Below are 23,436 nucleotides of genomic sequence, written 5' to 3' on the forward strand. Positions count from 1 at the left end.
TTATTTCAGACATCTGTGTTTAATACAAAGGCCTATAACTATTTAAGTCTTTATAATTAAAACGGATATTTTAGAGAAACCAAAGATTGAACCCCTAGAGTTTGGAGGGTTAGAAATTCTATAGAGATTTATTGGTCATCAAAAGAATTAGTTTAGGTATTAAGTTAGTGCGCTCCAAAAATTCAGCTAATGACATATGGGGGCTATGCTTTTGGTAATGCTCCTCTAGGGAGTATTGCACCACTAGGCGCGGCTTCAATAGCTACGAAAATCATAGTAGTACTAACCGGAGTAATTCACGACTTTCCGAGTTACTTCTTTGATCTATCCTATTCCATAGCGATGAACATAATCCATAGTTTTGGACGTGAATTTGCTCTGTGGTTTGGTTCTCTGTTTTAAATCTCGGCTTGTTCTAGAGAGAATAATATCTGTGAATTTTTAGCAGAGATTTCTTCGGTAAAAATCGCACGGTGACCACAAAAATCAGATGTGGGAGAGAATAACGTGAATATAAGAGCAAATCCATACGGACTTTTGCTCCTAAGCTGACATAAGATAACTGATAGTAATCTTTATCTCCAAACTTATGAACAAATATACAGAAACTTTGGCTAAAACTTTGAATAACCAAAAGATTTTTATACTAAATTGTTTGTTCTTTCAATTCTATCCTTAGACTCTGCTATTCTCTTAGTCTCTAATCTCTTAGCGATCCTCTCACTTTGAGTCTATCTAATTGTATGACTCTCTTAGCGTCTTTCTGTGTAAGAGGTAGTTTGCCTCATGTTATCCTCAAAGACGCGAGAGAGTGTATTCTATCGGGGTTATATCTAACTATGAGGTAAGTGGGACTGTTAGCCTAGTTCAGAATGAGAATCAATCTGAATCGTTCTAGTAGTGTTGACCCTACCCTATCCCCCAAGGATTCAATCAGAGCGATCCGGGTTCGACCGGCTTTGAGGATGGATCCCTATCCTGTGTTATCCTCATCAACATAATCTCTGTAATTTGGGTTTGTCTCTGATATGTGACAATAACATCCCCGTTCTAGATATATTTTACAAGAACTTGGATTAAGATATTAATCGTTATCCCCCTCCCGTCATACGGTTTCGGGAGATATAGAATACAGGTCCACAATACTAGAATAACTCCTTTATCCACTATTCTAGTCCCATGGATAGATTTGCTGAATTGTGTTTGTTCTCCCGCCGATCTTCAACTCTACGGGAATTGGTATTGTTCCATTACACCACCGGCTTTATCCCATAGGTCAATCTAGAAGGGTAGTAGAAGGCTCAAATCGGCAATATACAGGGGCTTGTTTGGCAGTTGAGGCTACCTGCTTTCAAGGCAGGCGCAATGGGCCGCTCTGCCATCCCACCAGCGAACCGTCGTGTACCCCCGCTTCCGTGGCGCAACTCTGGCCGTGCGGAAGCGAATCGACCGGTGATGTCCCGGCCATTCCGTGCACGATCGAACCGCGCCGGAATCGCCGGAATACACCGTGACGGGGTGTGTACGAAAGAATACCCCCGACAATGTTGAAGGTGTCGTTCTCGTAAACCACCCACGGTGATCGACATCGATACGCGCGGGGCGACTCCCGGCGCTCGTTCCGGCTATCACGAAAATGCGCCACCGTGGAATCCACTCACCCGAACTGGTTCGATACCGTTCGAGACATCATTATACCGGAGCGGCGAGACGATCGGATCGATGCCGATCACAGACGAGATTGAACGCCTCCTGCTCGACGTCCTCGCCGTCGAGCACGACCTCGGCAAGCCGATTCGTGAGGACGGCTATTTCGCAGACTCGATCCGGAACTACCTCGTTCACGACGATGGCTAAGCCACGTTCGTCCGGGTCGCGGACGCTCGACCTGTTGGGCACCGATGTCGATTTCGAGGTGCGCCGGAGTTCGAAGGCGACGAAATCGCGCATCGACGTGGACGTTCACGGCGTGACCGTCGTCGTGCCGGACTCGGCGGACGTCCGGCCCGCTGAAGTGCTCCGGGATAACGCCGCGTGGGTCGTCGAGAAACGGCGAGACTTCGAGCGGTACCGCGATGAGGTTCCTGACCGGACGTTCGAGGCGGGCGAGACCTTCCCGCTCCTCGGAACGGAACGAACGCTCGTCATCGAACCGGCACGGAGCCACGCGGTCACCGAGGAATCGATACGACTCAGGCGGAGCACGGTCGAGCAGTCCACGGTCGAGCGGGTACTGGAGAACGTCTACCGGCGGGAGGCTCGCGATCACTTCACCGACCGAGCCGACCGCTACGCCGAGGAGATGGGCGTCGAGTACGGGAAGATCGCGGTGCGGAACCAGCGGACGAAGTGGGGGAGCTGTTCGACGACGGGGACGATCAGCCTCAACTGGCGGTTGCTGATGGCCCCGCCCGAGATCGTCGACTACGTCGTCGTCCACGAGCTCGCGCACCTGCGCCAGCCGAACCACGGCGATCGTTTCTGGTCGCTCGTCGCCGACCACGATCCCGAGTACGAGACGCACTCGGACTGGTTGAGCGAGAACAGCGCGCGGCTGATATTCACCGAGGAGGATCTGTGATCGACTCGACGCGCCGCCCGTTTCGTCACCCGTCTTCTCACCTGCTTCGTCGCCCGTCTTCTCACCTGCTTCGTCGCCCGTCTCCTCACCCGAAGACGGCGACGAGATCCCCAGTCTCGACCGGATCGGGCGCTTCGGCCTCGATCTCCTCACGGCTGGGATCGCGAAGTCCGTCGAGTTCGACCCGCGCCGCACCGGTGTCGTCGACGACGTACAGGACCGCACTGTACCCGATGTCGGCCTCCCACACCGATCCGTTCTCGTCGGCCCCGGCGGTCGCGCCGCCGGCGTACCGCAGGAAGATCGTCGTCCCGTTTCCGGCCCGATCGAACACTTCGATCCGGTCCGTGTTGTAGGTGATCCGCAGGACGTGACTCGCCTCATCTCGGCCACAGAGCACGTCGTGGCTCACGTACGCTTCCTCGAAGGCGGGGACCCACTCGACGATCTCGTTCTCGTCGAACTCTCTCGGCGTGTCCGGATACGGCTCCGTCGTCGCGGTCTCCGTCTCTCTCGTCTCGTCGCCGGCGGCGACTTCGATCGTCTCACTTTCGACCGCGCAGTCGGGTCGCTCGACCCCGCCACCGAACGCCTCGGCAACGGGACTCGCGTCGTCGTCGCGCTCGTCGGATCCCGAACCGGGAATCTGCGAACAGCCCGCGAGGCCGACCGCCACGATGGAGGCGGCCAGGGGTCGTCGTCTCACGACCCTACTTCGGACCGGATTCGGTATATACGTGTCCGAGAGACAAGTGATTCTTTTAGTCCCGCACGATCCGCGCGTCGCCGTCCTCGACGACCGCGTCCAGCCCGTGCTCGTGGACGAACGCGGCGGTGTGGTCGGGGACGACGCGCCGGGCCGCGAACCGCGCGCGCAACACGGGGAGGGCGTCGAGCAGGTCGTCGCCGTCGACCATCGAGGGCGAGGACCCGAGGAACTCCACGTCGAGGTCGGCGTCGGCCCCCCGCGCGGCGAGCGTCGGCAGGCTCGGGGCCTCGAACGCGCCGTCGAAGTCGATGGGTTCGGTGAATCCGGCGTAGTAGGTTCGCCCGCGGGTGGAGGGGCCGAGCACCACCTCGTTCGTGCGGAGCTTCATCGCGGCCGAGTCGATGACGGTCCGCGAGAGCAGCGGTGCCTGCGGCGTGACGACGGCGACGGAGTCGGCGTTCTCCTCGCGGAGCAGGTGCGTGACCGTGTTTCCGGCGCGCGCGCCGAACGACGACCCGACCTGCCGCTCGAAGCGGATGTCTCCGGTGCCACCGAGGGTGTCGGCGACGAGCGTGCGCAGTTCGGCCTCGGGGCTGGTATCGGTGCGGTGTTCGACGGGGAGGTCGTCGTCGACGGGGTAGTTGACGAGGAGTTCGCCGCCGGAGCGGTCGACCGCGAGCACGGCGTCGCGGAACAGCGCCTCGTACAGTTCTGCGGCCTCGGCGGCCGACAGCGGCGTCGACTCCGCGAGCCCGGACGCGACGAGCCCCTCGCGGGGCGGCTTCGCCAGCACGACGACGACGGTCATAGCGAATCTGAGTCTCCCGCGCGCCTTCAACTCGCCGCTTTGGTCACGGTCGCGGAGACGGCCGGTCCGGTCGCTCAGGCGAAGTCGCGCCGCATCGCGATCTCGAACCACGGGCACAGCCGGAGCTGGCGGTACAGCGCCGGGTTCTCGTGGAGGTGGTCGTAATCGACCCACAGCATGCCGCCGATTTCCTCCTCGTCGGGGTCGATCGAGGCGTCGTCGAGGGTGACTTTGAGCACCGAGCAGACCTCCCACTCGACGCCCTCGTTGGGGTAGTAGCGCTTGTACTCGAACTTGTCCGTCACGCGGAGGTCGTCGTACTGGTCCGGGGTGATCCCAAGTTCCTCCTCCAGGCGCTGTTCGGTCGCGTCCTCCTGCGTCTGCCCCTCGACGGGGTGGGAGGCGACGGTACCGTCCCAGTGACCATCCCACAGCCGCTTCGTGGGCGCGCGCTGCGCCAACAGAATCCGCCCGTCCGTGTCGTACACGAGGCAGGTGAACGCCCGGTGTCGGATGCCGTCGCCGGTGTGGGCGTCGAGGCGGTTCACCGTCCCCTGCTCGACGTCGTCGGGGTCGACGGCGATCACGTCCTGGCGCGCGTTCTCGTGGTCCGTGTCGGTGGCGGAATCCCCGGAATCGTCGGGTGCGACCGCGTCCTCGGAGCTCATGGCAGGTAGGTCTATCACCAGGGCTAATAAGCGTTCGATACGCCGGCAGCGGGTCGGTCGCTCCCTCGACCGGCTCGTGTCGTCCGCGGTTCGACCGGCTCGTCTCGTCTGCGGTTCGACCGGCTCGTATCGTCCGCGGTTCGACGCGCTTAACCGCGTCCCGCGGCTACGTCGCGCGGATGAGTGACCCGGCGCTCGACGTCGTCGAGTTCGTGTTGACGACGCACCTCTACACCGAGAACCGCGACCTCGACGAGAACGATCTGCCGCCGCGCTTCCGGCAGGTGTTCTGGTCGGCCGACGCCGCCGAAGATGCCCCCGGCGGCGTCGAGCGACCGCTGAAGGCGACCGCGGGGGTAACCCGCACCGCCACCGGCGTCGAACACCCCTGGGAGGCGGTCTCAGACCTGCTTTTCACCCAGCAGACGGAGTTCTCGGGCGAGATATCGCTGACCCAGCCCGAGATGGCCCTGGAGTGGTACCGCGACCGCGCCGACGACGAGCGGATCGCCGCCAACCCGACCGTCGTCGCCGCGCTCGCGGACGCGGACGACCTCGACGCCCCCGTGACTCACGAGGAGGCGCGGGACAGCGTCCGGCCGATACAGGCCGACCGCGTCTGGATCGACGCCCTACTCGAGGAGTACTTCGACGAGGACGAGGACGCGGAGATGCTCGATCTCGTCAACGTCCGCGCGCCCGAGGAGATCGAGACGACGCTCGCAGACCTCGTGCTCACCGGCGACCAGGAGGGCGAGATCCAGAAGATCGTGAAGGCGATCGAGCACCGCGAGTACCTCGCGAGCATCGGGCTCCGCGAGATCGGCAAGCTCCTGTTCGTCGGTCCCCCGGGGACCGGGAAGACCACGGTCTCGCGTGCGCTCGCGCACGAGCTCGGGATCCCGCTCGTCGAGGTGAAGATGTCGATGATCACGAGCCAGTACCTCGGCGAGACGGCCAAGAACGTCGAGAAGACCTTCGAGGTCGCAAAGCGGCTCTCCCCCTGTATCCTCTTCATCGACGAGTTCGACTCGGTCGCGAAGACCCGTCGCTCGGACGAGCACGCCGCCCTGAAACGCGCCGTCAACACCCTGCTGAAGTCGATCGACGAGGTGTCGCTCGTCCGCGACGAGGTCCTCCTCATCGGCGCGACGAATCACCCCGACCAGCTCGACGCGGCCGCGTGGCGTCGCTTCGACGAGATCGTCAACTTCCCCAAGCCGGACCGGGACATGCGCGCCGACATCCTCCGGGTCGTCACCCGGCAGATGCAGATCGCCGACTTCGACCCCGAGGAGGTCGCCGACCGCACGAGCGGCCTCACGGGCTCCGACCTCCGGATGGTGCTCCGCGAGGCCGTTCTCGGCGCGCTCACGGAAGACCGGATGACGATCACCCAGGAGGACGTGATGGAGGCCGTCGAGGACTTCGAGGAGCGAGACAATCTGAAGAACATGGACATGATCGACGGCGAGGGTGCGGAGGTGCTCGGCGAGACGGACTCCGGCGAGCAGGACCACACCCACGACGACGAGTCGATCGACGACGACGCCCACGACCACGGCGCACACAGCCACTCGCACGACTGACCCGCGCCGATGCGACGTTTTCTGCCGGTGTTCGGTCGACAGCAGCCGCAGGCGACGTGTATATAAATGGCCGCAAGCGCCAGCGACGATTGCTTATAACTGAATGGTGCGGTTCGGTGGCGTCGTCGTCGGTCGGCGCGCCTGCGAGTGGTCGCCGAAGGTGACCGCGAGCCAGCCCGCGAGGGAGTCCGGACCGTTCGCCCAGCGGTCGGGCGAACGGTCCGGACGAGGCTGGGGAGGTGTGAGGCTGCGGTGCTGTGTGGGGTGGGACTCAAAGGGGCAGCCGCGAGGGCGAAGCCTGACGACGTAAGCACCACAGACCGCGAACGGAGTGAGCGGTCGAGGAGCGAAGCGAGTCACGCGAGTAGCGAGGGCGACCAGAGGGAGCCCTCGTAGCGAGCGGTGAAACCGCGAGTTCGTCGCGGCTGGGGCTTTGGCGGTGTCCTCGCCGTCGGCAGTTGTTTATATACGATGGCGATGAGAGTCCGAGGACGCGATTGCTAACAGTCCCGTCTGCGGTACCAACAGCGACTCACAGATGTACGCCTACGAGTGTCCGCATTTAAATACGGAACCGAAAACATACATCCTTTCGCGCTCGAATCGTCCCATGAAGCGGCGAGCGATTTTGGTCTCTTGCGGCGTTCTCACCGGGTTGGGTGGGTGTCTGAACCGCGGCGGAGAACCAACCGACAACACCTCCAACACCTCCAACACGACGACACCGAACAGCACCGCAGCCAACGATTCCACAGCCGACGACACCGAAACGGACAGCGACCGTCCGTCGTACGTAGTCACCGTCTCAAGAGAGGACGTCGAGCAGCCAGACAACAGCTGTCACTTCGAGGAACTCCCCGAGGGGGCACAAGAGGAAGTCGAGACCGCGAGAAGGAATCTGGACACCGACTCCGACGATAGCGGAAGCCACGATGTGTACGGAAGTGCGGAATTACTAGATACAGAGTGTTACAACACGTATATCGAATACGACGGCCAATACTATTGGACCTCGATAGACGCGGTCGGCGGGTGATCGGCTCCCCGTCCCTGTAATAGCTGCCACCGACGCCGACGAAGCCGACTTAGGCGAACGTGTCGACGACCGTCCCGCTGTCCTCGCCGGTGGTGAAGTAGTACCCGTCGTCCTCCGAGAGCGTGCCCCAGTCGGCCCAGCTCCCCTCGTAGTTGCGGACGTCCTCCCAGCCGAGCTGCTCGAGGACGAACCAGCCGACCGACGCCCGAATCGCCGTCTGGCAGTAGGCGACGGCCGTCTCGTCGGGTGAGAGACCGGCGTCGTCGATCCACAGCGTTTCGAGCTCTTCGGGCGTCCGGAGTCGCCCGGCCTCGCCGTCGATGCTCTGGACGAAGTTGAGGTTGGTCGCACCGGTGACGTGTCCGAATCGGTCGAGGTCGCCGCGCTCGTCGACGCCCCAGTACTCCTCCGGCGACCGCATGTCGAGGATGGGGGTCGAGGCGTCATCCTCGCCGACGTTCTCGGCGACGAACTCCCGGGTCGCAACGACGCCGGTGTCGAGTTCGGGCTCGTAGGTGGCCTCCTGCGCCTCGGGCGACCCCGTCGTCGTCTCGCCGCCGCCGGCGTCCCAGACGGTGTACCCGCCGTCGAGCAGGCTGACCTGTCCCTCGTGGCCGAGGGCGTTGAGCGTGTAGATGGCGTACGTCTCCCAGAGGTTCGACTCGGCACCGTAGACCACGACGTCGTCGTCGGTCTCGATGCCCGCCTCCGAGAGCGTCCACGCGATCACTTCCGGGGAGACCTCGAAGCCGTCCGGCGTCTCCTCGGCGTAGCTATCGAGCATCTCGGAGTCCGGGAAGTGATACGCACCCGGGATCCGCGCGTCGAGGAAGGCCTCCTCGTCGCGGGCGTCGAGCAGGTGGACGTCGTCGAGGTTCCCTTCGAGCCACTGGCTGTCGACGACGCCGTCGAACTCGGCCGCCGCGGGCGTCGTGTACGCCTCCGGCGGCTCGTCGTCGGTCGAGCCGAGGCAGCCGGCCGTCGCCGCGATAGCCGCGCCGGCCGAGGCCAATACCGCCCGTCTGGAAGTCCGCGTGTTTCGGTCGCTCATTCGCCCGAGCGTTGGTGCCTCCCGAGGATAACCCTGTACCTGGAGGTCCGTTTTACCGTCGGCTCCGACGGCAGACGCGACGCCGTCGCCGTCACCGGCGAGACTTGCGAGACGACCCGTCCGAACCGACTCTGAGGGGGTGTCCGAGCGCCGTCGACTCACGCGCGGACGCCGACGACCGTGTAGCCGAAGCCGCGGTCGACGATGCGGGGATCGAACCCGGCGTCGTCGAGCGCGGCCGCGAGGTCGCGCGGCTCGCGGAACCGCGACGCCATTCCGATCGCGTGTTCGGCGACGACGAGAGCGCGCCCGAGCGGATGCGCGGGATCGAACTCGCGGACAACGAGCACCCCACCGGGCGCGATCACCCGTGCGGCCTCCCGGATCGCGGCTTCCTGGCCGGGGAAGTGGTGGAACGCGTCGACGACCGTGACGGCGTCGACACTCGCGTCGCGGAACGGGAGCCGACCCGCGTCGCCGGCGACGGCCGGGAGTCCGCGGACCTCGCGGGCGCGTGCGAGCATTCCGAGAGAGACGTCGACGACGGTGATTTCGGGACCGGTGAGCGCGGCCGCCGCTCGACCCGAGCCGCCGCCCACGTCGAGCAAGCGCTCGATCGGCCGCGTCGCGTGGTCGAGCCCCGCCGCCAGCGCCTCGCCGTTCGCCGCCGGCATCGCGAGATCGTACAGCGGAGCCATCCGGTCGAAGAGGCGGACGTCGCCGAGTCCGTGCATGGTCGTGATCGGCGGCGAAGTTACTTAAATAGCCTCGCGGGCGAGGAGATCTTCGTCCGGTTCACGGAGCGGTTCACGAGATGGTTCACGGGTGGATCGCACGAGTTCGGAGGTGACGGTGTTTCGGGAGCGCCCCATGCGCATTTATATACCCGCGCCGTACCGGTCGCCATGGAGTTCGCGCTCGTCGGCGAACCTGGGTCGGGGGCGACGCTGCGGCTCGACTACCGGGCGTTCGCCTACGCCGGCAAGTTCGTCGTCGGCGCGCCCGGGAAGGCGGTGTTGCGGACCGCTGACGGCTCGCCGGCGGTGCCCGACTGGGAGCCGGACGGGTCGCTTCCCCCGACCGTCGACGCGCGGGAGTTCGACGACGACGTCCTCGCCGCGATCGCCTTCTCACCCGACCGCACCGACCCCGCGTGCTGTCGCCTCCGGTACGTGACCGTCCACGTCGCGCGCCGCGGCGAGGGGTTCGGCCCGCGGCTCGTCGAACGGACCGTCTCCCACCTGGGGACCGACGGCTACGACCGCGTCCGGATCGCGGTCAACAACCCCTTCGCCTACGCGGCGCTTTATAAGTGCGGCTTCGCCTACACCGGCGAGCAGACCGGGATCGCCGAGCTCGAGCTGGAGCGACCCGCGGCCGAGCCCGTCGCTCCGGCGGAGCGCTCCGCCGCTTACCGAACCGGCCTGCGAGCGTTTCTCGACGAGGCGTGCGCCGGCGACCGCGACCTCGATCCCGCGGAGCGGCGGTTCGTCGCGGCCCGGTTGGCCGGTGACTCGCCGCCGGACGGCTGACGGGTCCGTTCGGCGCGCAGAACCGAGTCAATTCAGCGCCCAGATCCCGTAGTTGAGCGCTGTTGCGAAGCTGATCCACGCGAAGTACGGCACCAAGAGCAGCCCGGATCGCCGGTCGACGCGCGTGAACGCGGCCATCGTCGCGAGGACGAGAGGGACGAGGAGCGCGAGCACGACGAGCCCGAGGTCGGCGCGTTCGAGCCCCCAGAAGACGGGCGACCACGCGACGTTGACCGCAAGTTGGACGGCGAACAAGCCGAGCGCGACCCGCGCGTCACGGGAGATTCCGAATCCGGCGTGGCCGTCGGCGTCGCCGCTCCGCCGGCGATCCGACAGATAGACGAGCGCCGCCGCCGCGCCGAGCAGCGCGTACAGGATCGGCCAGACGACGCCGAACGCCCAGCTGGGCGGGTAATACGAGGGCAGTTCGAGGGCGGCGAACCACGCGCTCTCGGTCGCGGTGAAGGGGACGCCTATCGCACCGATCAGGTTGACCGCGATCGCCGCGAGAACGACGAGCGCCGCGTCCCGTCTGTCGGGCAGTCGCGTTCGGAGGGCGGGAGCCATGCGTCTGATACGGCAGCGAGCCCGTTAAGCTGCTGGTACGGCAACCCTCCCGTGACGCTCGTGGTACGGAGAGTCGCTTAAAAACCACTCAGATCGTGTCGTAGTCCTCGCGAAACGTCTCCAGCGTCGCGGCGAGCACGCCGATCACGATCGGACCGACGAACAGTCCGGTGACGCCGATCGAGTAGATTCCGCCGAACACGCCGAGGAGAATCACCGCCGGGTTCAGGTGCGCCTGCTGGTCGATGACGAGCGGTCGCGCGTAGTTGTCCACCATGGCGATGACGAGGACGCCGTACACTGCGAGGAACACCCCCGCCGCCATCTGGTCCACGACCACGAGGTACGCGGCGGCGGGTCCCCAGACGAAGAACGCTCCGATCAGCGGAAGCAGCGCGAACACGGCCATGACGAACGTCCAGAAGACGACGTTGGGGATGCCGGCCGCCCAGAGCCCGATGCCCGCGACCACCGCCTGCAGCAGCGCCACGACGATATGACCGATCACGACGCCGCGCGTCATCGCGTCGACTCGATCGACGAGGTCGGCGGTGACGTCCGGCGGGAGCGGGCTCGTGGATCGGATCCACCGCACGAATGCGGGGCCGTCGAGCAGGGTGTAGTAGACCAGAAACAGCGCGAGAGAGAGGCCGACCGAGGCGCGCAGCGTCGTGCTGACGATCCCGCTGACCCCGCCGAAGAGCGTGTTCACGAGGGTCTGTCCCACCGTCGCCAGCACGTCGCCGACCGCGAACTCCTGGCCCGTGAGCTCGGCGATGCGGGCCTCGATGGCGACGACGTCGATGTCGGTGTTTCCCCGAGCGATGTCGGTGAGGTCACGGACGAACACCCACGAGATGTACGCGAGCGGCAGGATCACGGCGACGATGGACGAGAGGATGAGCGCGAGCGCGGATAGCATGTTTCCGAGCGGACGCGACAGCGACTCCCGCAGCCAACGGGACAGCGCGCCTCGAAGCCGCCGCGACAGCCGCACGTGGAAGGGGTAGAGAACGTACGCGAGGATCGCCGACGCGATGACGTATTCGACGAACGGGAGGATGATGAAAAGGGTCAGGAGCGCGACGGACCCGATGAGTAGGAGGAGAAACGATTGTCCGCGGTTCATATCGGTCTCCTCTCGTCGTCAGTATTTAAACGTGGATCGTGGGTACGCGCGGACGAAATGAGCGGGTAGACGTTGGCCTCGTTCCTAGACGTTGGCCTCGTCCTCGTCGAGGCCCGGGGCGATAGACGGGTCGACCTCGTCCGGCTCCGCCGTCTCGCCGCCGGCGACCGTTTCGCCGTCGTCGGTTTCGACGTAGACGTCGTCGGCGAACCCGGCGAGCGCGTTCTCGTACTCGGGGGTTTCGAGCCGCTCGGGGGTCTTCGGGGCCTCGGTGACGCCACCCGCCGGGCGGAACTCACCGAGCGGGTCGTCGATCGTGATCCCGTGCTCGGCGAAGAACGACTCGTACCGTCGGTAGTGTGCCTCCAATTCGTCGCCGGGGATCTCCATCATCTCCGTCCAGCCGTGGTTGAAGAAGTCGAAGTTGGCCTGGACGTGGGTGATCTCGCGGGCTTCGGCCTCCGCGAAGCCGGCCTCGAGGGCGGCGACGTACGCGTCCATAGTCGCGTCGAAGAAGTCGTCGAGGTGCTCGCGGCGCTCCTCGCGGCGCGCTTCGTCGGCCTTGTTGAGAAAGATGCTCGTGTGGAGATCGACGAGCTTGTCGTTCGCGACGTCGCCGACGACCGGCGTCGTCAACGCCTTTTTCGCGGCCCAGTGGCGGATGTTCTGCCGGATCTTCATGCGTCTCGTTCGGCCGGGACGGCCTTGAATCTGTGGCGTCTCGGCCCCGCGATCCGTAGCGTACCGTCCCCTCGCGGGCACCGATCGGTCGTTTCTCCGCGGGGAGCGGGGCCGAGCGACGGGCTGTCACGGTTCGACACGTGGATGACAATCCACATTAACCCCGAATCCGAAGGGCCGCTCATGAGCGATTCGTACGTGATCGTCGGGGACGGTATCGCGGGCGCGTCCGCTGCCGAGACGCTCCGCGAGGAAGCGCCTGACGCCGAGATCACGGTTCTCACCGACGAGGGAGAGTCCCTCTACAACCGGATCCTGATCAAGGAGTACGCGAAGGGGAAGCTCCCCGAGGCTCCGATCTCGATCCACCAAGAGGAGTGGTACGACGAGCACGACGTCGACCTCCGGCTGAACACGGTCGTCGTCGACATCGACGTGGAGAACGACGCCGTTCACACCCACGAGGGCGACACGTTCGAGTACGACTCCCTCCTGCTCGCCGTCGGCGGCACCCCGCAGCAGCTCCCGGTCGACAACGCCGACGCCGACGGGATCCACCACTTCTGGACGTTCCAGGACGCCCGGAAGATCAAAGAGAGCGTCGAGGACGCGGAGCGGGCCGTCATCGTCGGCGCGGGACTCCTCGGCATCGACTTCGCGGCCATCTGCGGCGCGCAGGACGTCGAGGCGAAGTACCTGATGCGCGGCGACGCGTGGTGGCGCTACGCCCTCTCGACGGAGGGCGCGGAGATCATGCACGAGGCGATGCGCGAGCGCGGCGTGGAGCCGGTGTTCGACTCCGGCGTCGATCACTTCGAGGTCGACGACGACGGTCACGTCGAGGCAGCGGTCGACCCGAACGGCGAGCGCTACGAGTGCGACTTCGCGGGCGTCGCCATCGGGCTCAACTTCAACACCGAGCTCGTCGAGGACACGCCGCTGGAGACCGAAAACGGGATCGTCGTCGACGAGTACATGCGCACCAGTATCGACAACGTGTTCGCGGCCGGCGACATCACCACGTTCGACGACCTCGTGCTCGGCGAGCAGGCGAAGAACGGGTCGTGGGGCTCGGCGAAAGAACAGGGAACGATAGCCGCCCGCAACATGATCGCGTACGGCTCCGCGGAGTTCGAGTGGGTCTCGTCGTACTCGATCACGCACTTCGACTTCCCGTTCCTCTCCTTCGGTCACCCGACGATCGGAGACGAATCGGTGGAGGCGACCACGGCCGAGAACGAGTGGCGTCGCGTCGCGCTGAAGGACGGGAAGGTCGTCGGCGGCGTGCTCATCGGCGACCTCTCCCCGCAGTCGGCGTTCAAACAGCTGATGCGCGAGGGCCGCGACGTGAGCGACCAGACGGACCGTCTCATGGAGCCCGGGTTCTCGGTCGACGAACTGGCTGCGCCGACCGAGCAATAAGACGGCGAACTGCAGCGGCCGAACTCTCCGTCGACGTTCGGAAACTCTTCGAGGACGTTCGGAGACTCTCCGACGACGTCCTGACCCAGTCGCACGCTCGCGAGCGGTGCGGTAGCTCCGTCCGCTCGGAATCCCCGAAACGTTTATGATAAATCGTGACATACGTTACCACATGCCATTGAGGGAGACGAACAGGCGGATCCGGCTCAGGCGCACCGGGCGAGTGCCGGCGGACGCACGTGTCCGGCACTACGACGAGCTCGCCGAGGAGACGCAGGTCGCGATCAGGGAGGTCGCGGAGGGGCCGTGGACGATCCCCGAGACCGGCGACCTCGACGACGGCGACGTGGTGAAGTTCACCGACTACTACGAAGTTCGCGCGCGCTGAGGCGGCCCCCGCGGAAGCGAAGTTGTTTTCGCGCGCGGCGAGAGATCGGATCTATGGACAGTGGCGGATCCACCGATATGACGCTGGCGTTCGAGTTGGAGGCGCTGAAGGCGCTCGCCGATCCCAACGAGGTGTTCAACAACGCCCGGCAGTGGACGGAGTACGTCGGCGTCGTCAGCGAGAAACCGACTTACGTCGTCACGAACTTCACCCGCAAGCACCGCGTGCGCCAGGACTTCTTCTCGGGGCCCCGCGGCGTCGAGGAGAGCCTGGAGAACATCGCCCAGCAGTTCGACACCGACCGGCACGTGTTCGTCGGCGTCGACGACGAGGACGCGACCGTCGCCGAGGCGACCGGCTGGGAGTTCCTCCACGTCGAGGACGCGGCCGAGGCCGCCGGGTGGGCCCTCGCGACCGCCGCCGCCGCCGAGGAAGAGTCCGTCGAAGAGCCCTCTCGCGACGACTGGCCGTAGATCGATCCGTGCGCTTTTCTCCGAACGCCCGCACTGAGACCGGGAGGTGTTTTGCGCGTCGGCAGCGAACGGCCGGACATGAGCGACGACCACGGCGATCACGACCAGCACGACGGTGACAACCACGCTGACCAGAACCAGCACGGCGACCACGACCAACACGGCGACCACGACCAACACGGCGACCACGAACACCATCACCACGACGTCGACTCCGTCGCGGTCGGGATCGTGACGGTGTCGTCTTCTCGATCGCTCGACGAGGACCCGTCCGGTGACTACCTCGCGGCGGCGTTCGAGGGGGCCGGCCACGAGGTCGCCGTCCGCGAGCTCGTGCCCGACGAGTACGACAGCGTGCAGGGAACCGTCGACCGATTGGCCCGGCGAAAGGACACCGACGTGGTCGTCACCACGGGCGGGACGGGAGTGACGCCCGACGACGTGACCCCGGAGGCGGTCTCTCCGATCCTCTCGAAGGGGCTGCCCGGGTTCGGCGAGCTGTTCCGTCGGCGCTCCGCCGAGGACATCGGTACGCGGACTATCGGCTCGCGGGCGACGGCGGGGATCGCCGCGGAGACGCCCGTGTTCTGCCTCCCCGGCTCCGAACACGCGGTCCGGCTCGGCGTCGACGAGGTGATCCTCCCCGAGATCGGCCACCTGGTCGGGCTGTCGAGGCGAGAGGTGACGGACGAGGACGCCGCCGCGGAAGCGGAGTCAACGGATTCCACTCCCCCCGAATCCGGCGACGAAGAGTGACATCTGCCGAGCGCGACAGCGGTAGCAGGAGTCGGATCGACCCTCGCCAGCGACGGATCGTACCGGCGTCTTAGCGCGGATCAGATGACCTCTCATACAGTGCCGTTTTCAGCCAGAGGAGGATGTACTAGCCGTTCGGCGACGTGTTTTGTTCGATAGCGGGAGTGGGTATTGCAGACTGCCGCCGGCGACGTGGTATTTAAAGGAGCAAGTGCGAGAGCGACGGCTATTTATAAATGACCGTGCGGTGGCGCGCCTTTGAGCGCTCGCTTAAAAGCGAGCGCGAGGAGCCCGCGAGGTCGCCGGACTACGTCCGGCTGCCAGAGGCGCTCCGCGCCTCGCTGCCGCGAGGGCGAAGCCCGACGAAGTAAGCACCGCAGCGAAGGAGCGTCAGCGACTGAGTGAGGAGCGCAGCGAGTCGCGCGAACCCTCGCGGCTGGGGCTTTGGAGGTGTTCACCGCGCCAGCAACAATCCCTTATAAACACTCAACGTCAGAAACACAGCAATTCACCGCACCAGCAACGATATATAAACAGCCGCCAACAACATCGCTCTTTCACTTATAAACGACGACCCCAACACACTGAGATCCCTACTCCCTTAATCGATCGTCGCTCATTCCGACGAATCGGTGTCGCGGCCGGTCACCTTCCGGATGCACGAGGAGCCGAAGGGACCGAGCTCGCCGGGCTCCAACTGCACGAAGTGACCGGTCGAGATCGTCGTCCCGCACCGGCGGCACTCGAACTCCCCCTCCCGCGTGATGACCTGCGTTTCGTAGTTCACGTAGGTCCCGCCGCGCTGCACCCGCAATCGGGCGTTCTCGCGCTCGATGACGCCGCGCTTCTCGGCGGCGTCGAGTATCTCGCGGGTGAGCGCGGGGCTCGTCGTCACCGTCTCGATCCGGTCGATCGCGTCCGGAAGCGCCAGCTCGTCGTGTTCGAGGTGCGCGAGGAGCTCGACGCCGAGCTCCAATTTCTCCTCCCGTGACGCCGGCCCGTTCACGCCCGCCGAAACGACGCCGACCGTCTTAAGTCGGACGGGAAGCCACCGGCGGTCCGACGCGCTCGTCGTCCCGTCCACCGACGAAGCTGCGAGCTCGCCCGCCGATGAAGCTGCTATCCGGCCCGAATGTAGTAAGACAGTTACCACGCGGGACGCTGATGACCGTATGGACGTACTCGAGGTCGCGGCGCGGGCGACCGGGACGGGACCGGTGTGTGACGCCTGCCTCGGCCGACTCGTCGCCGATCGGAGCTTCGGGCTGTCGAACGCCGACCGCGGGTCGGCGTTACGCACCGGGCTCGCGCTGCGCGACAACGAGGATCATGAGCCGGTCGAGACGGTCGACTGCTGGGTGTGCGAGGGGCGCTGTGCCGAGTTCGACGCGTGGGCCGAGCGCGCCGCCGAGGCGGTCGAGGGAATCGAATTCGCCACGTACAACGTCGGCACTCGACCGCCGCCGTTGATCGAGGAGAACGAGGCGCTGTTCCGCGAGGAGGCGGGGCTCGACGAGGACGCCGGCGAGCCGTTCAAATCCGAGTTCAACCGGGAGGTCGGCAAGCGATTCGGTCGGATCACGGGTGCGGAGGTCTCCTTCGACCGGCCGGACGTGCAGTTCACGATCGACCTCGCGGCGGACGACCTCGACGCGAAGGTGAACTCGACGTTCGTGTACGGTCGGTACCGCAAGCTGGAGCGCGACATCCCGCAGACCGAGTGGCCCTGTCGGGAGTGCAAGGGGTCCGGGCGGCAGGGCGCGGACCCGTGCGACCACTGCGGCGGCTCCGGGTACCTCTACGACGACAGCGTCGAGGAGTACACCGCGCCGATCGTCGAGGACGTGATGGACGGTACCGAGGCGACGTTCCACGGCGCGGGCCGCGAGGACGTCGACGCCCTCATGCTCGGCACCGGCCGCCCCTTCGTGATCGAGATCGAGGAACCGCGCCGCCGCCGGGTCGACGTCGAGCGGCTCCAGTCCGACATCAACGCCTTCGCGGACGGTGCCGTCGAAGTCGAGGGGCTCCGGCTCGCGAGCTACGACATGGTCGCGCGCGTTAAGGAGCACGACGCGGCCAAGCGCTACCGCGCCGAGGTGGCCTTCGACGCCGACGTCGACGCCGACGCCCTCGCGGCCGCGGTCGACGAGCTGAGGGGAGCGACCGTCGAGCAGTACACGCCGAACCGGGTGGACCACCGTCGCGCGAGCCTCACCCGCGAGCGAGCCGTCTATGAAGCGACCGCCGAACTCGACGACGTCCGCTGCGCGACCGTCGAGGTCCACGGGGCCGGCGGGCTCTACATCAAGGAGCTGATCTCCGGCGACGAGGGGAGGACCGAACCGAGCCTCGCCGGGCTCCTCGGCGTCGACGCCACGGTCACCGCGCTCGACGTGGTCGCGGTCGAGGGCGAGGAGGAGCCGTTCGAACGCGAGGAGTTCTTCCGGGACTGACCCCGTCGCGCACGCCGACCGGCGGCGGATCACCTGGATTTATCAGACGCACGTCTGACGTTGAGCCATGAACGGGAGCGACGCCGACGACGCGACGGCCGCCGACGCGAGGGCCGACGACGCGTCAGCCGGCGGCACCGCGACCAGCGATACTGCGGCCGACGACGCGGCGGCTGACGACACGGCAGCCGACGACACGACCGGGGCGTCGGAGGACGGGGAGGGCGTCATCCGACCGGCCGTCGCGGCGGCCGTCGAGTCGACGCCGACGGCGGAACGCGTCCGTCTGGAGGGGCTAGATCGCGCGGAACGCCCGGACCGCGTCTCCTCGATCCTCGTCGCCGTCGGCCCCGGCCCGCACTCCGGAGCGACCGTCGACGTCGCGCGTGCGATAGCGGAGGCGACCGACGCGTGGCTCGAACTCTTCCACGTCGTCCCCTCGGAAGCGGCCCTCGCTGACGACGACGCGACGCCCGTGGACGGCGAGGGAAGCGCGGACGGCGAGGGAAGCGCAGGCGGCGGGGGAAGCGCGGACGGCGTAGACAGCGGAGTTCGCGCCGACCCCGACGCAGACGGTGACGACTACGCGGCGGCCGGCGATCGACTCCTCTCGGCCGCCCGCGACCGCCTCGGCGGGTTCGACCGAGTCGATCGCTGGCTCGTCGAGGACCGCACCGCTGCGGGCGCGATCGTCGAGCAGTCGCCGTACTACGACCTCGTCGTGGTCGGCGCGCCGACGACCGGCACCGTCGGTCGGTTCGTGTTCGGATCAACGACCGACACCGTGATCGACGACGCCGACGTCCCCGTGATCGTCGTCGAGGCAGACGGATCGACCTCACTCTCCAGGTAGTGGGCTGCGCGGACGGCACACCACGACCGCCGTCAGCGACAGCGTTAAATCAGTGTACATACTTGTACATTACAACTCGAAGTAATACATCGGTGAACACTATGGATATCAACGACACGGTCGAACGCGTGACGGACGGGGCGGACCTGACGGTCGAGGAGGCGCGCGAGGCCGCGCGGCTCGTCTTCGAGGGCGCGACGGAGGCGCAGATCGGCGCGCTCCTCGCGGCGCTCCGAGCGAAGGGTGAGACCGAGGCCGAGATCGCGGGCTTCGCGCAGGGGATGCGCGACGCCGCCCGCACGATCGATCCCTCCCGAGGGCCGCTCGTCGACACCTGCGGGACCGGCGGCGACGAGTACGACACGATCAACGTCTCGACGACCGCGGCGATCGTCGCCGCGGGCGCGGGGGTTCCGATCGCCAAGCACGGCAACTACTCCGTCTCGTCCTCCTCGGGGAGCGCCGACGTGCTGGAGGTCGCCGGTGCCGACGTGGAGGCCGAGCCGCCGGCCGTCGAGGCCGCAATCGAGGACGACGGGATCGGGTTCATGCTCGCGCCCGTGTTCCACCCGGCGATGAAGGCCGTCATCGATCCGCGAAAGGAGCTCGGTATGCGGACGATCTTCAACGTGCTCGGTCCGCTCACCAACCCCGCCGGTGCCGACGCGCAGGTGCTCGGCGTCTACGACCCCGATCTCGTCGGAACGATCGCCCGGTCGCTCGCGCACATGCCCGTCGAGCGCGCGCTCGTCGTCCACGGCGCTGGAATGGACGAGATCGGAATCCACGACGAGACGGTCGTCGCCGAGGTCGACGGCGACGAGGTGACGGAGTTCACGCTCACCCCCGAGGACCTCGGGCTCGATCGAGCCCCGATCGAGGCGGTCGCCGGCGGGACGCCCGAGGAGAACGCGGCCGACCTCCGCGGTATCGTCGACGGCTCCGTCACCGGGGCGAAACGCGATCTGATCGCGGCGAACGCCGGGGCGGCGATCTACGTCGCCGGCGAGACCGACTCGCTGGCCGCGGGCGTCGAGCGCGCCGTCGAGGCGATCGACTCCGGCGCGGCCGCCGAGAAGTTCGCGGCGCTCTGCGGTGCGGAGGCCGACCTCCGCGGTGCGGAGGGCGACGACTGATGGCGCGGGTGAAGATCTGCGGGCTCACGCGGGGGGCCGACCTCCGCGCCGCGATCGACGCCGGCGCTGACGCGGTCGGCGTCATCTCCGAGGTCCCCGTCGACTCGCCCCGCGAGGTCGATCCCGCGACGGCGGCCGAACTGCTCGCCGACGTTCCCCCGTTCGTCACCGCGACGCTCGTCACGATGCCCGAGTCGGCCGAGCGCGCGGTCGAGCTGGTCCGAACGATCGGCCCCGACGCGCTTCAACTCCACGGCGAGTGGACCGCCGACGAGATCCGGTTCATCCGCGCGGAGACCGAGCGAAAGGTGCTGCTCGCCGTCGACGCCGCCGAGACGGCCCGCGCCGAGGCGTTCGACGCCGTCGCCGACGCGCTCGTGATCGACTCGACCGACGAGTCGGGCGCGGGCGGCACCGGCGAGACTCACGACTGGACGCGGGCGGGCGTCCTCGCCGAACGACTCACCTCTCCGGTCGTCCTCGCTGGGGGGCTCACGGCCGACACGGTCGCCGAGGCGGTCCGCGCCGCCGACCCCTTCGCCGTCGACGTCGCCTCCGGCGTCGAGCTGACGGAGGGCCGGAAGGACCACAACGCGGTGGCCCGGTTCGTCGCGAACGCTGGCCGGGAGATGGAGCTGGCATGAGCGACGAGCGCTCGCCGTTGAACCGCTCGAAGGGGGCGTTCGTCGACCTCGTGAGCGACGCGGAGAAGCCGGCGGTCGTTCGCGCGTCCGCGCCGCTCGACGTCGACGTGACCCCCCTCGCGGCGTACGCAACCCTCGTCGGCGACGGACCGTACGGGTTCCTCTTGGAGTCGGGCGAAAAGGTCGCCTCCAGCGACCCCGACGGCGCGTTTACGTCGGGCGGCAAGGCGGACAGGCACGCCCGCTACTCGTTCGTCGGGTACGATCCGGAGGCGATCGTCTCCGTCCATCCGGACCGTACCGACGTGACGCGACTCGGCCCGGCGGCCGAGTTCGTGGAGGAAGGGGCGGAAACCGCGGATTCGGGTTCCAAACTCGGCTCCGATGCCGGCGACGCGATCGACCGGATCCGGGCGGCGTTCCCCGACGTGAGCCTGCGTGGGTTCCCCGACACCGACCGGCAGATCCTCTCGGGCGGGTTCGTCGGCTTCCTCGCGTACGAGGCGGTGTACGACCTCTGGCTGGAGGAGGTGGGCGTCGACCGCCCCGAGACCGAGTTCCCGGACGCCGAGTTCGCGCTAACGACCCGCACGGTCGTCTTCGACGAGAAGGAGGGGACGATCGAACTCGTCTTCACGCCCGTGATCGGCGTCGACGACGACCCCGCGGCGACCTACGACGAGCTCGTCGCCGAGGCGGAGCGCGTCGCCGGCGAACTGCGCGAGGCCGCCCCGCCGGAGCCCGACGGGATCCGCGTCGAGGGGGAGTCGGCCGGCTCCCGCGAGGCGTACGAGGAGGCGGTCCGGACGGCCAAGCGTCACGTCCTCGACGGCGACATCTACCAGGGCGTGATTTCGCGGAGCCGAGAGCTTCGCGGCGAGGTCGACTCGCTCGGGCTGTACGCGGCGCTGCGCGACGTGAACCCCTCGCCGTACATGTACGTGCTGCGCCACGACGACCGCTCCATCGTCGGTGCGAGCCCGGAGACGCTCGTGTCGGTGCAGGGCGACCGGATCGTCTCGAACCCGATCGCCGGAACCTGTCCCCGCGGAACGAGCCCGGTCGAGGACCGCCGGCTCGCCGGCGAGATGCTCGCGGACGGGAAGGAGCGCGCCGAGCACACGATGCTCGTCGACCTCGCGCGAAACGACGTTCGGCGGGTGAGCGAGCCCGGGTCCGTCCGCGTCGAGGAGTTCATGAACGTGCTGAAGTACAGTCACGTGCAGCACATCGAATCGACGGTGACGGGGACGCTCGCGCCCGACGCCGATGCGTTCGACGCGACGCGTGCGACGTTCCCCGCCGGGACCCTCACGGGCGCGCCGAAGGTGCGCGCGATGGAGATCATCGAGGAGTTGGAGACGACCCCGCGGGGGGCGTACGGCGGCGGCGTCGGCTACTACGCGTGGACCGGCGACGCCGACTTCGCGATCGTGATCCGGACGGCGACGCTCGAAGAGTCGCCCACGGGCGCGCGTGACGGCGACACCGTCGTGACCGTCCGCGCCGGGGCCGGGCTCGTCGCCGACTCCGATCCGACCGCCGAGTACGAGGAGACCGAACAGAAGATGGACGGGGTGGTGGCCGCGATCGACCGAATCCGGGACGACGACTCGCACGCGGACGACGCGGACGACGCTCACGCGGACGACCCCCTCGCCGCCGGCACGGAGGTCGACGAATGAAGATCGTCGTCGTCGACAACTTCGACTCGTTCACGTACAACCTCGTGGAGTACGTCTCCGATCAGACTATCGGCGGGACGGGCGATGCGGACGGCGGCGGCGCGAACGGCGGCGACGCGGACGGGGGGAGCGCAGACGGCGGCGACGCGGACGGGGGGAGCGCAGACGGCGGCGACGCGGACGGGGGGAGCGCAGACGGCGGCGACGCGGACGGTGGGAGCGCGGACGGCGGGGGCAATGGCGACGGGAACGGATCGGCGATCGACGTCGAGGTCGTCAAGAACACCGCGTCGCTCGGGGAGATCGAGGCGGCCGGTCCCGACGCGATCCTCATCAGCCCCGGTCCCGGCCACCCGAAGAACGAGCGCGACGTGGGCGTCAGCGCGGACGTGCTCAGGGATCTCTCGCCCGAGGTCCCGACGCTCGGCGTCTGTCTGGGGTTGGAGGCCGCCGTGTACGAGTACGGCGGCACGGTCGGGCACGCGCCGGAGCCGATCCACGGCAAGGCGTTTCCGGTCGACCACGACGGTGAGGGCGTGTTCGCCGGCCTCGATCAGGGGTTCCGCGCGGGGCGGTACCACTCGCTTGCCGCCACTGAGGTCCCCGACGCCTTCGAGGTGACCGCTACCACGGACCACGACGGCGACGCGATCGTGATGGGGATTCGCCACCGCGAGCACCCGATCGAGGCGGTGCAGTTCCACCCCGAGAGCGTGCTCACCGCAGCCGGCCACGACCTGATCCGGAACTTCCTCGCGTCGGTGTGAGCGCCGCGACCGCTCGTTGCGCTCTTCGACGCGACTGTGAGAGATCGCGGGAGTGAGTATCACGGACCGCCGCCGGCGACGCGGCATGTAAACGGGCGAGTGCGAGAGCGACGACTGCTTATAAATGCACGTGGCGGTGGCGACAGCCTGCGCGAGGTCGACGACGGCGCTGCGCGGCGGCTGCCAGCGACGCTTCGCGCCTCGCTGTCCCCGGACTACGTCCGCTGCCAGCGGGTCTCCGATTCTCGCTGGACGCCGCGATCGCCTTATAAAGGCGCGAGTGGCGAGGCTGAGGTGGTGTTCACCGGGCTAGCAACGACTTATAAGCGAGCGGTTGGGGGCTTTCGAGGGATGTGCCATCCCACCAACGACAGATAAACAGCCGCCGACGACACCACCCTCTCACGCATAGCGGTCCACCGCCGTCACGTGCACCACTCATATCGGAAATCGATCAGGCGGGTCGGCGCTCGTCTCGTGTGCGCCAATGCGGTACCGTGTCACG

General features: G+C 66.5%; 24 protein-coding genes. 15 read left to right on the forward strand and 9 right to left on the reverse strand.

The window, feature by feature from the left end; all coding sequences use genetic code 11:
• Positions 1-1,722: 1,722 nt before the first annotated feature.
• Together ACFQEY_RS00825 and ACFQEY_RS00830 are read left to right on the forward strand one after the other, a co-directional pair.
• A complete protein-coding gene (locus ACFQEY_RS00825) occupies positions 1,723-1,857 on the forward strand; it encodes a hypothetical protein (protein ID WP_379763824.1) in 135 nt (44 codons plus the stop codon).
• The gene (locus ACFQEY_RS00830; RefSeq protein ID WP_379763826.1) at positions 1,850-2,581 is read left to right on the forward strand and encodes a M48 family metallopeptidase; all 732 of its coding nucleotides are present in this window, start codon (positions 1,850-1,852) and stop codon (positions 2,579-2,581) included. The genes ACFQEY_RS00825 and ACFQEY_RS00830 overlap by 8 nt, the downstream gene beginning before the upstream one ends.
• Before the next feature lie 85 nt (positions 2,582-2,666).
• On the opposite strand, the gene ACFQEY_RS00835 is transcribed toward ACFQEY_RS00830, so the two are convergent.
• From ACFQEY_RS00835 to ACFQEY_RS00845, 3 genes are all read right to left on the reverse strand, one after another.
• Positions 2,667-3,287: a hypothetical protein gene (locus tag ACFQEY_RS00835; RefSeq protein WP_379763828.1), complete on the reverse strand. Its 621-nt coding sequence runs from the start codon at positions 3,285-3,287 to the stop codon at positions 2,667-2,669.
• A 55-nt stretch (positions 3,288-3,342) separates the two neighbouring features.
• The gene (locus tag ACFQEY_RS00840; RefSeq protein WP_379763831.1) at positions 3,343-4,098 is read right to left on the reverse strand and encodes a DUF2064 domain-containing protein; all 756 of its coding nucleotides are present in this window, start codon (positions 4,096-4,098) and stop codon (positions 3,343-3,345) included.
• A 74-nt stretch (positions 4,099-4,172) separates the two neighbouring features.
• Positions 4,173-4,766, reverse strand: a complete 594-nt coding sequence (locus ACFQEY_RS00845) for an NUDIX hydrolase (RefSeq protein WP_379763833.1) — start codon at positions 4,764-4,766, stop codon at positions 4,173-4,175.
• A gap of 179 nt (positions 4,767-4,945) precedes the next feature.
• On the opposite strand from ACFQEY_RS00845, the gene ACFQEY_RS00850 reads away from it, so the two are divergent.
• Positions 4,946-6,355, forward strand: coding sequence for an ATP-binding protein (locus tag ACFQEY_RS00850; RefSeq protein WP_379763835.1), 1,410 nt, complete (start codon positions 4,946-4,948; stop codon positions 6,353-6,355).
• A 610-nt stretch (positions 6,356-6,965) separates the two neighbouring features.
• A complete protein-coding gene (locus ACFQEY_RS00855; RefSeq protein WP_379763838.1) occupies positions 6,966-7,391 on the forward strand; it encodes a hypothetical protein in 426 nt (141 codons plus the stop codon).
• A 49-nt stretch (positions 7,392-7,440) separates the two neighbouring features.
• Here the strand turns inward: ACFQEY_RS00855 and ACFQEY_RS00860 are convergent, their stop codons facing one another.
• Both ACFQEY_RS00860 and ACFQEY_RS00865 read right to left on the reverse strand, forming a co-directional pair.
• The gene (locus tag ACFQEY_RS00860) at positions 7,441-8,442 is read right to left on the reverse strand and encodes a sulfurtransferase (protein WP_379763840.1); all 1,002 of its coding nucleotides are present in this window, start codon (positions 8,440-8,442) and stop codon (positions 7,441-7,443) included.
• A 158-nt stretch (positions 8,443-8,600) separates the two neighbouring features.
• Complete coding sequence (locus tag ACFQEY_RS00865; RefSeq protein ID WP_379763842.1) at positions 8,601-9,176, reverse strand: class I SAM-dependent methyltransferase; 576 nt, start codon at positions 9,174-9,176, stop codon at positions 8,601-8,603.
• A 171-nt stretch (positions 9,177-9,347) separates the two neighbouring features.
• Between ACFQEY_RS00865 and ACFQEY_RS00870 the strand changes: the two genes are divergently transcribed.
• Complete coding sequence (locus ACFQEY_RS00870) at positions 9,348-9,974, forward strand: GNAT family N-acetyltransferase (RefSeq protein WP_379763844.1); 627 nt, start codon at positions 9,348-9,350, stop codon at positions 9,972-9,974.
• 27 nt (positions 9,975-10,001) lie between these two features.
• Here ACFQEY_RS00870 and ACFQEY_RS00875 read toward each other — a convergent pair whose 3' ends face one another.
• The 3 genes from ACFQEY_RS00875 to ACFQEY_RS00885 all read right to left on the reverse strand — a co-directional run bounded on the left by ACFQEY_RS00875 (position 10,002) and on the right by ACFQEY_RS00885 (position 12,351).
• The gene (locus ACFQEY_RS00875) at positions 10,002-10,541 is read right to left on the reverse strand and encodes a TspO/MBR family protein (protein ID WP_379763846.1); all 540 of its coding nucleotides are present in this window, start codon (positions 10,539-10,541) and stop codon (positions 10,002-10,004) included.
• Between the two features lie 88 nt (positions 10,542-10,629).
• Complete coding sequence (locus tag ACFQEY_RS00880; protein WP_379763848.1) at positions 10,630-11,670, reverse strand: AI-2E family transporter; 1,041 nt, start codon at positions 11,668-11,670, stop codon at positions 10,630-10,632.
• Between the two features lie 84 nt (positions 11,671-11,754).
• Positions 11,755-12,351, reverse strand: coding sequence for a DUF6149 family protein (locus ACFQEY_RS00885; protein ID WP_379763850.1), 597 nt, complete (start codon positions 12,349-12,351; stop codon positions 11,755-11,757).
• 183 nt (positions 12,352-12,534) lie between these two features.
• On the opposite strand from ACFQEY_RS00885, the gene ACFQEY_RS00890 reads away from it, so the two are divergent.
• The 4 genes from ACFQEY_RS00890 (at position 12,535) to ACFQEY_RS00905 (ending at position 15,390) form a co-directional block, all read left to right on the forward strand.
• Positions 12,535-13,773, forward strand: a complete 1,239-nt coding sequence (locus ACFQEY_RS00890) for an NAD(P)/FAD-dependent oxidoreductase (RefSeq protein WP_379763853.1) — start codon at positions 12,535-12,537, stop codon at positions 13,771-13,773.
• Positions 13,774-13,945: 172 nt separating this feature from the next.
• A complete protein-coding gene (locus tag ACFQEY_RS00895; protein WP_379763855.1) occupies positions 13,946-14,161 on the forward strand; it encodes a DUF7979 domain-containing protein in 216 nt (71 codons plus the stop codon).
• Between the two features lie 53 nt (positions 14,162-14,214).
• On the forward strand, positions 14,215-14,634 hold the full coding sequence (locus tag ACFQEY_RS00900; RefSeq protein ID WP_379763857.1) for a DUF7124 domain-containing protein: 420 nt from the start codon (positions 14,215-14,217) through the stop codon (positions 14,632-14,634).
• Between the two features lie 78 nt (positions 14,635-14,712).
• Positions 14,713-15,390, forward strand: coding sequence for a MogA/MoaB family molybdenum cofactor biosynthesis protein (locus ACFQEY_RS00905; RefSeq protein ID WP_379763859.1), 678 nt, complete (start codon positions 14,713-14,715; stop codon positions 15,388-15,390).
• Positions 15,391-16,006: 616 nt separating this feature from the next.
• Here ACFQEY_RS00905 and ACFQEY_RS00910 read toward each other — a convergent pair.
• Positions 16,007-16,396: a DUF5830 family protein gene (locus tag ACFQEY_RS00910; RefSeq protein ID WP_379765071.1), complete on the reverse strand. Its 390-nt coding sequence runs from the start codon at positions 16,394-16,396 to the stop codon at positions 16,007-16,009.
• A gap of 166 nt (positions 16,397-16,562) precedes the next feature.
• Between ACFQEY_RS00910 and ACFQEY_RS00915 the strand changes: the two genes are divergently transcribed.
• The 6 genes from ACFQEY_RS00915 to ACFQEY_RS00940 all read left to right on the forward strand — a co-directional run bounded on the left by ACFQEY_RS00915 (position 16,563) and on the right by ACFQEY_RS00940 (position 22,931).
• Positions 16,563-17,846 (forward strand): tRNA pseudouridine(54/55) synthase Pus10, encoded by a 1,284-nt coding sequence (locus tag ACFQEY_RS00915; RefSeq protein WP_379763861.1) that lies wholly within the window; start codon positions 16,563-16,565, stop codon positions 17,844-17,846.
• A 67-nt stretch (positions 17,847-17,913) separates the two neighbouring features.
• The gene (locus ACFQEY_RS00920) at positions 17,914-18,699 is read left to right on the forward strand and encodes a universal stress protein (RefSeq protein WP_379763863.1); all 786 of its coding nucleotides are present in this window, start codon (positions 17,914-17,916) and stop codon (positions 18,697-18,699) included.
• Between the two features lie 101 nt (positions 18,700-18,800).
• Complete coding sequence (gene trpD / locus ACFQEY_RS00925; RefSeq protein WP_379763865.1) at positions 18,801-19,835, forward strand: anthranilate phosphoribosyltransferase; 1,035 nt, start codon at positions 18,801-18,803, stop codon at positions 19,833-19,835.
• Positions 19,835-20,479: a phosphoribosylanthranilate isomerase gene (locus ACFQEY_RS00930; RefSeq protein WP_379763867.1), complete on the forward strand. Its 645-nt coding sequence runs from the start codon at positions 19,835-19,837 to the stop codon at positions 20,477-20,479. Before trpD ends, ACFQEY_RS00930 begins: the two co-directional genes overlap by 1 nt.
• Positions 20,476-22,164 (forward strand): anthranilate synthase component I, encoded by a 1,689-nt coding sequence (gene trpE / locus ACFQEY_RS00935; protein WP_379763869.1) that lies wholly within the window; start codon positions 20,476-20,478, stop codon positions 22,162-22,164. The genes ACFQEY_RS00930 and trpE overlap by 4 nt, the downstream gene beginning before the upstream one ends.
• Entirely contained in the window at positions 22,161-22,931 is a 771-nt protein-coding gene (locus tag ACFQEY_RS00940; RefSeq protein ID WP_379763871.1) for a glutamine amidotransferase-related protein, read from the forward strand. Before trpE ends, ACFQEY_RS00940 begins: the two co-directional genes overlap by 4 nt.
• Positions 22,932-23,436 lie beyond the last annotated feature (505 nt).

It is taken from the genome of Halorubrum trueperi, assembly GCF_042662525.1.
Lineage (GTDB): Archaea > Halobacteriota > Halobacteria > Halobacteriales > Haloferacaceae > Halorubrum > Halorubrum trueperi.

What these genes read in the sequence shown, in the direction of transcription:
- ACFQEY_RS00825 (WP_379763824.1), top strand. Translation starts at nt 1,723, where the DNA reads ATGCCGATCACAGACGAGATTGAACGCCTCCTGCTCGACGTCCTCGCC.
- ACFQEY_RS00830 (WP_379763826.1), top strand. Translation starts at nt 1,850, where the DNA reads ATGGCTAAGCCACGTTCGTCCGGGTCGCGGACGCTCGACCTGTTGGGC.
- ACFQEY_RS00840 (WP_379763831.1), bottom strand. Translation starts at nt 4,098, where the DNA reads ATGACCGTCGTCGTCGTGCTGGCGAAGCCGCCCCGCGAGGGGCTCGTC.
- ACFQEY_RS00845 (WP_379763833.1), bottom strand. Translation starts at nt 4,766, where the DNA reads ATGAGCTCCGAGGACGCGGTCGCACCCGACGATTCCGGGGATTCCGCC.
- ACFQEY_RS00850 (WP_379763835.1), top strand. Translation starts at nt 4,946, where the DNA reads ATGAGTGACCCGGCGCTCGACGTCGTCGAGTTCGTGTTGACGACGCAC.
- ACFQEY_RS00855 (WP_379763838.1), top strand. Translation starts at nt 6,966, where the DNA reads ATGAAGCGGCGAGCGATTTTGGTCTCTTGCGGCGTTCTCACCGGGTTG.
- ACFQEY_RS00860 (WP_379763840.1), bottom strand. Translation starts at nt 8,442, where the DNA reads ATGAGCGACCGAAACACGCGGACTTCCAGACGGGCGGTATTGGCCTCG.
- ACFQEY_RS00865 (WP_379763842.1), bottom strand. Translation starts at nt 9,176, where the DNA reads ATGCACGGACTCGGCGACGTCCGCCTCTTCGACCGGATGGCTCCGCTG.
- ACFQEY_RS00870 (WP_379763844.1), top strand. Translation starts at nt 9,348, where the DNA reads ATGGAGTTCGCGCTCGTCGGCGAACCTGGGTCGGGGGCGACGCTGCGG.
- ACFQEY_RS00875 (WP_379763846.1), bottom strand. Translation starts at nt 10,541, where the DNA reads ATGGCTCCCGCCCTCCGAACGCGACTGCCCGACAGACGGGACGCGGCG.
- ACFQEY_RS00880 (WP_379763848.1), bottom strand. Translation starts at nt 11,670, where the DNA reads ATGAACCGCGGACAATCGTTTCTCCTCCTACTCATCGGGTCCGTCGCG.
- ACFQEY_RS00885 (WP_379763850.1), bottom strand. Translation starts at nt 12,351, where the DNA reads ATGAAGATCCGGCAGAACATCCGCCACTGGGCCGCGAAAAAGGCGTTG.
- ACFQEY_RS00890 (WP_379763853.1), top strand. Translation starts at nt 12,535, where the DNA reads ATGAGCGATTCGTACGTGATCGTCGGGGACGGTATCGCGGGCGCGTCC.
- ACFQEY_RS00895 (WP_379763855.1), top strand. Translation starts at nt 13,946, where the DNA reads ATGCCATTGAGGGAGACGAACAGGCGGATCCGGCTCAGGCGCACCGGG.
- ACFQEY_RS00900 (WP_379763857.1), top strand. Translation starts at nt 14,215, where the DNA reads ATGGACAGTGGCGGATCCACCGATATGACGCTGGCGTTCGAGTTGGAG.
- ACFQEY_RS00905 (WP_379763859.1), top strand. Translation starts at nt 14,713, where the DNA reads ATGAGCGACGACCACGGCGATCACGACCAGCACGACGGTGACAACCAC.
- ACFQEY_RS00915 (WP_379763861.1), top strand. Translation starts at nt 16,563, where the DNA reads ATGGACGTACTCGAGGTCGCGGCGCGGGCGACCGGGACGGGACCGGTG.
- ACFQEY_RS00920 (WP_379763863.1), top strand. Translation starts at nt 17,914, where the DNA reads ATGAACGGGAGCGACGCCGACGACGCGACGGCCGCCGACGCGAGGGCC.
- trpD (WP_379763865.1), top strand. Translation starts at nt 18,801, where the DNA reads ATGGATATCAACGACACGGTCGAACGCGTGACGGACGGGGCGGACCTG.
- ACFQEY_RS00930 (WP_379763867.1), top strand. Translation starts at nt 19,835, where the DNA reads ATGGCGCGGGTGAAGATCTGCGGGCTCACGCGGGGGGCCGACCTCCGC.
- trpE (WP_379763869.1), top strand. Translation starts at nt 20,476, where the DNA reads ATGAGCGACGAGCGCTCGCCGTTGAACCGCTCGAAGGGGGCGTTCGTC.
- ACFQEY_RS00940 (WP_379763871.1), top strand. Translation starts at nt 22,161, where the DNA reads ATGAAGATCGTCGTCGTCGACAACTTCGACTCGTTCACGTACAACCTC.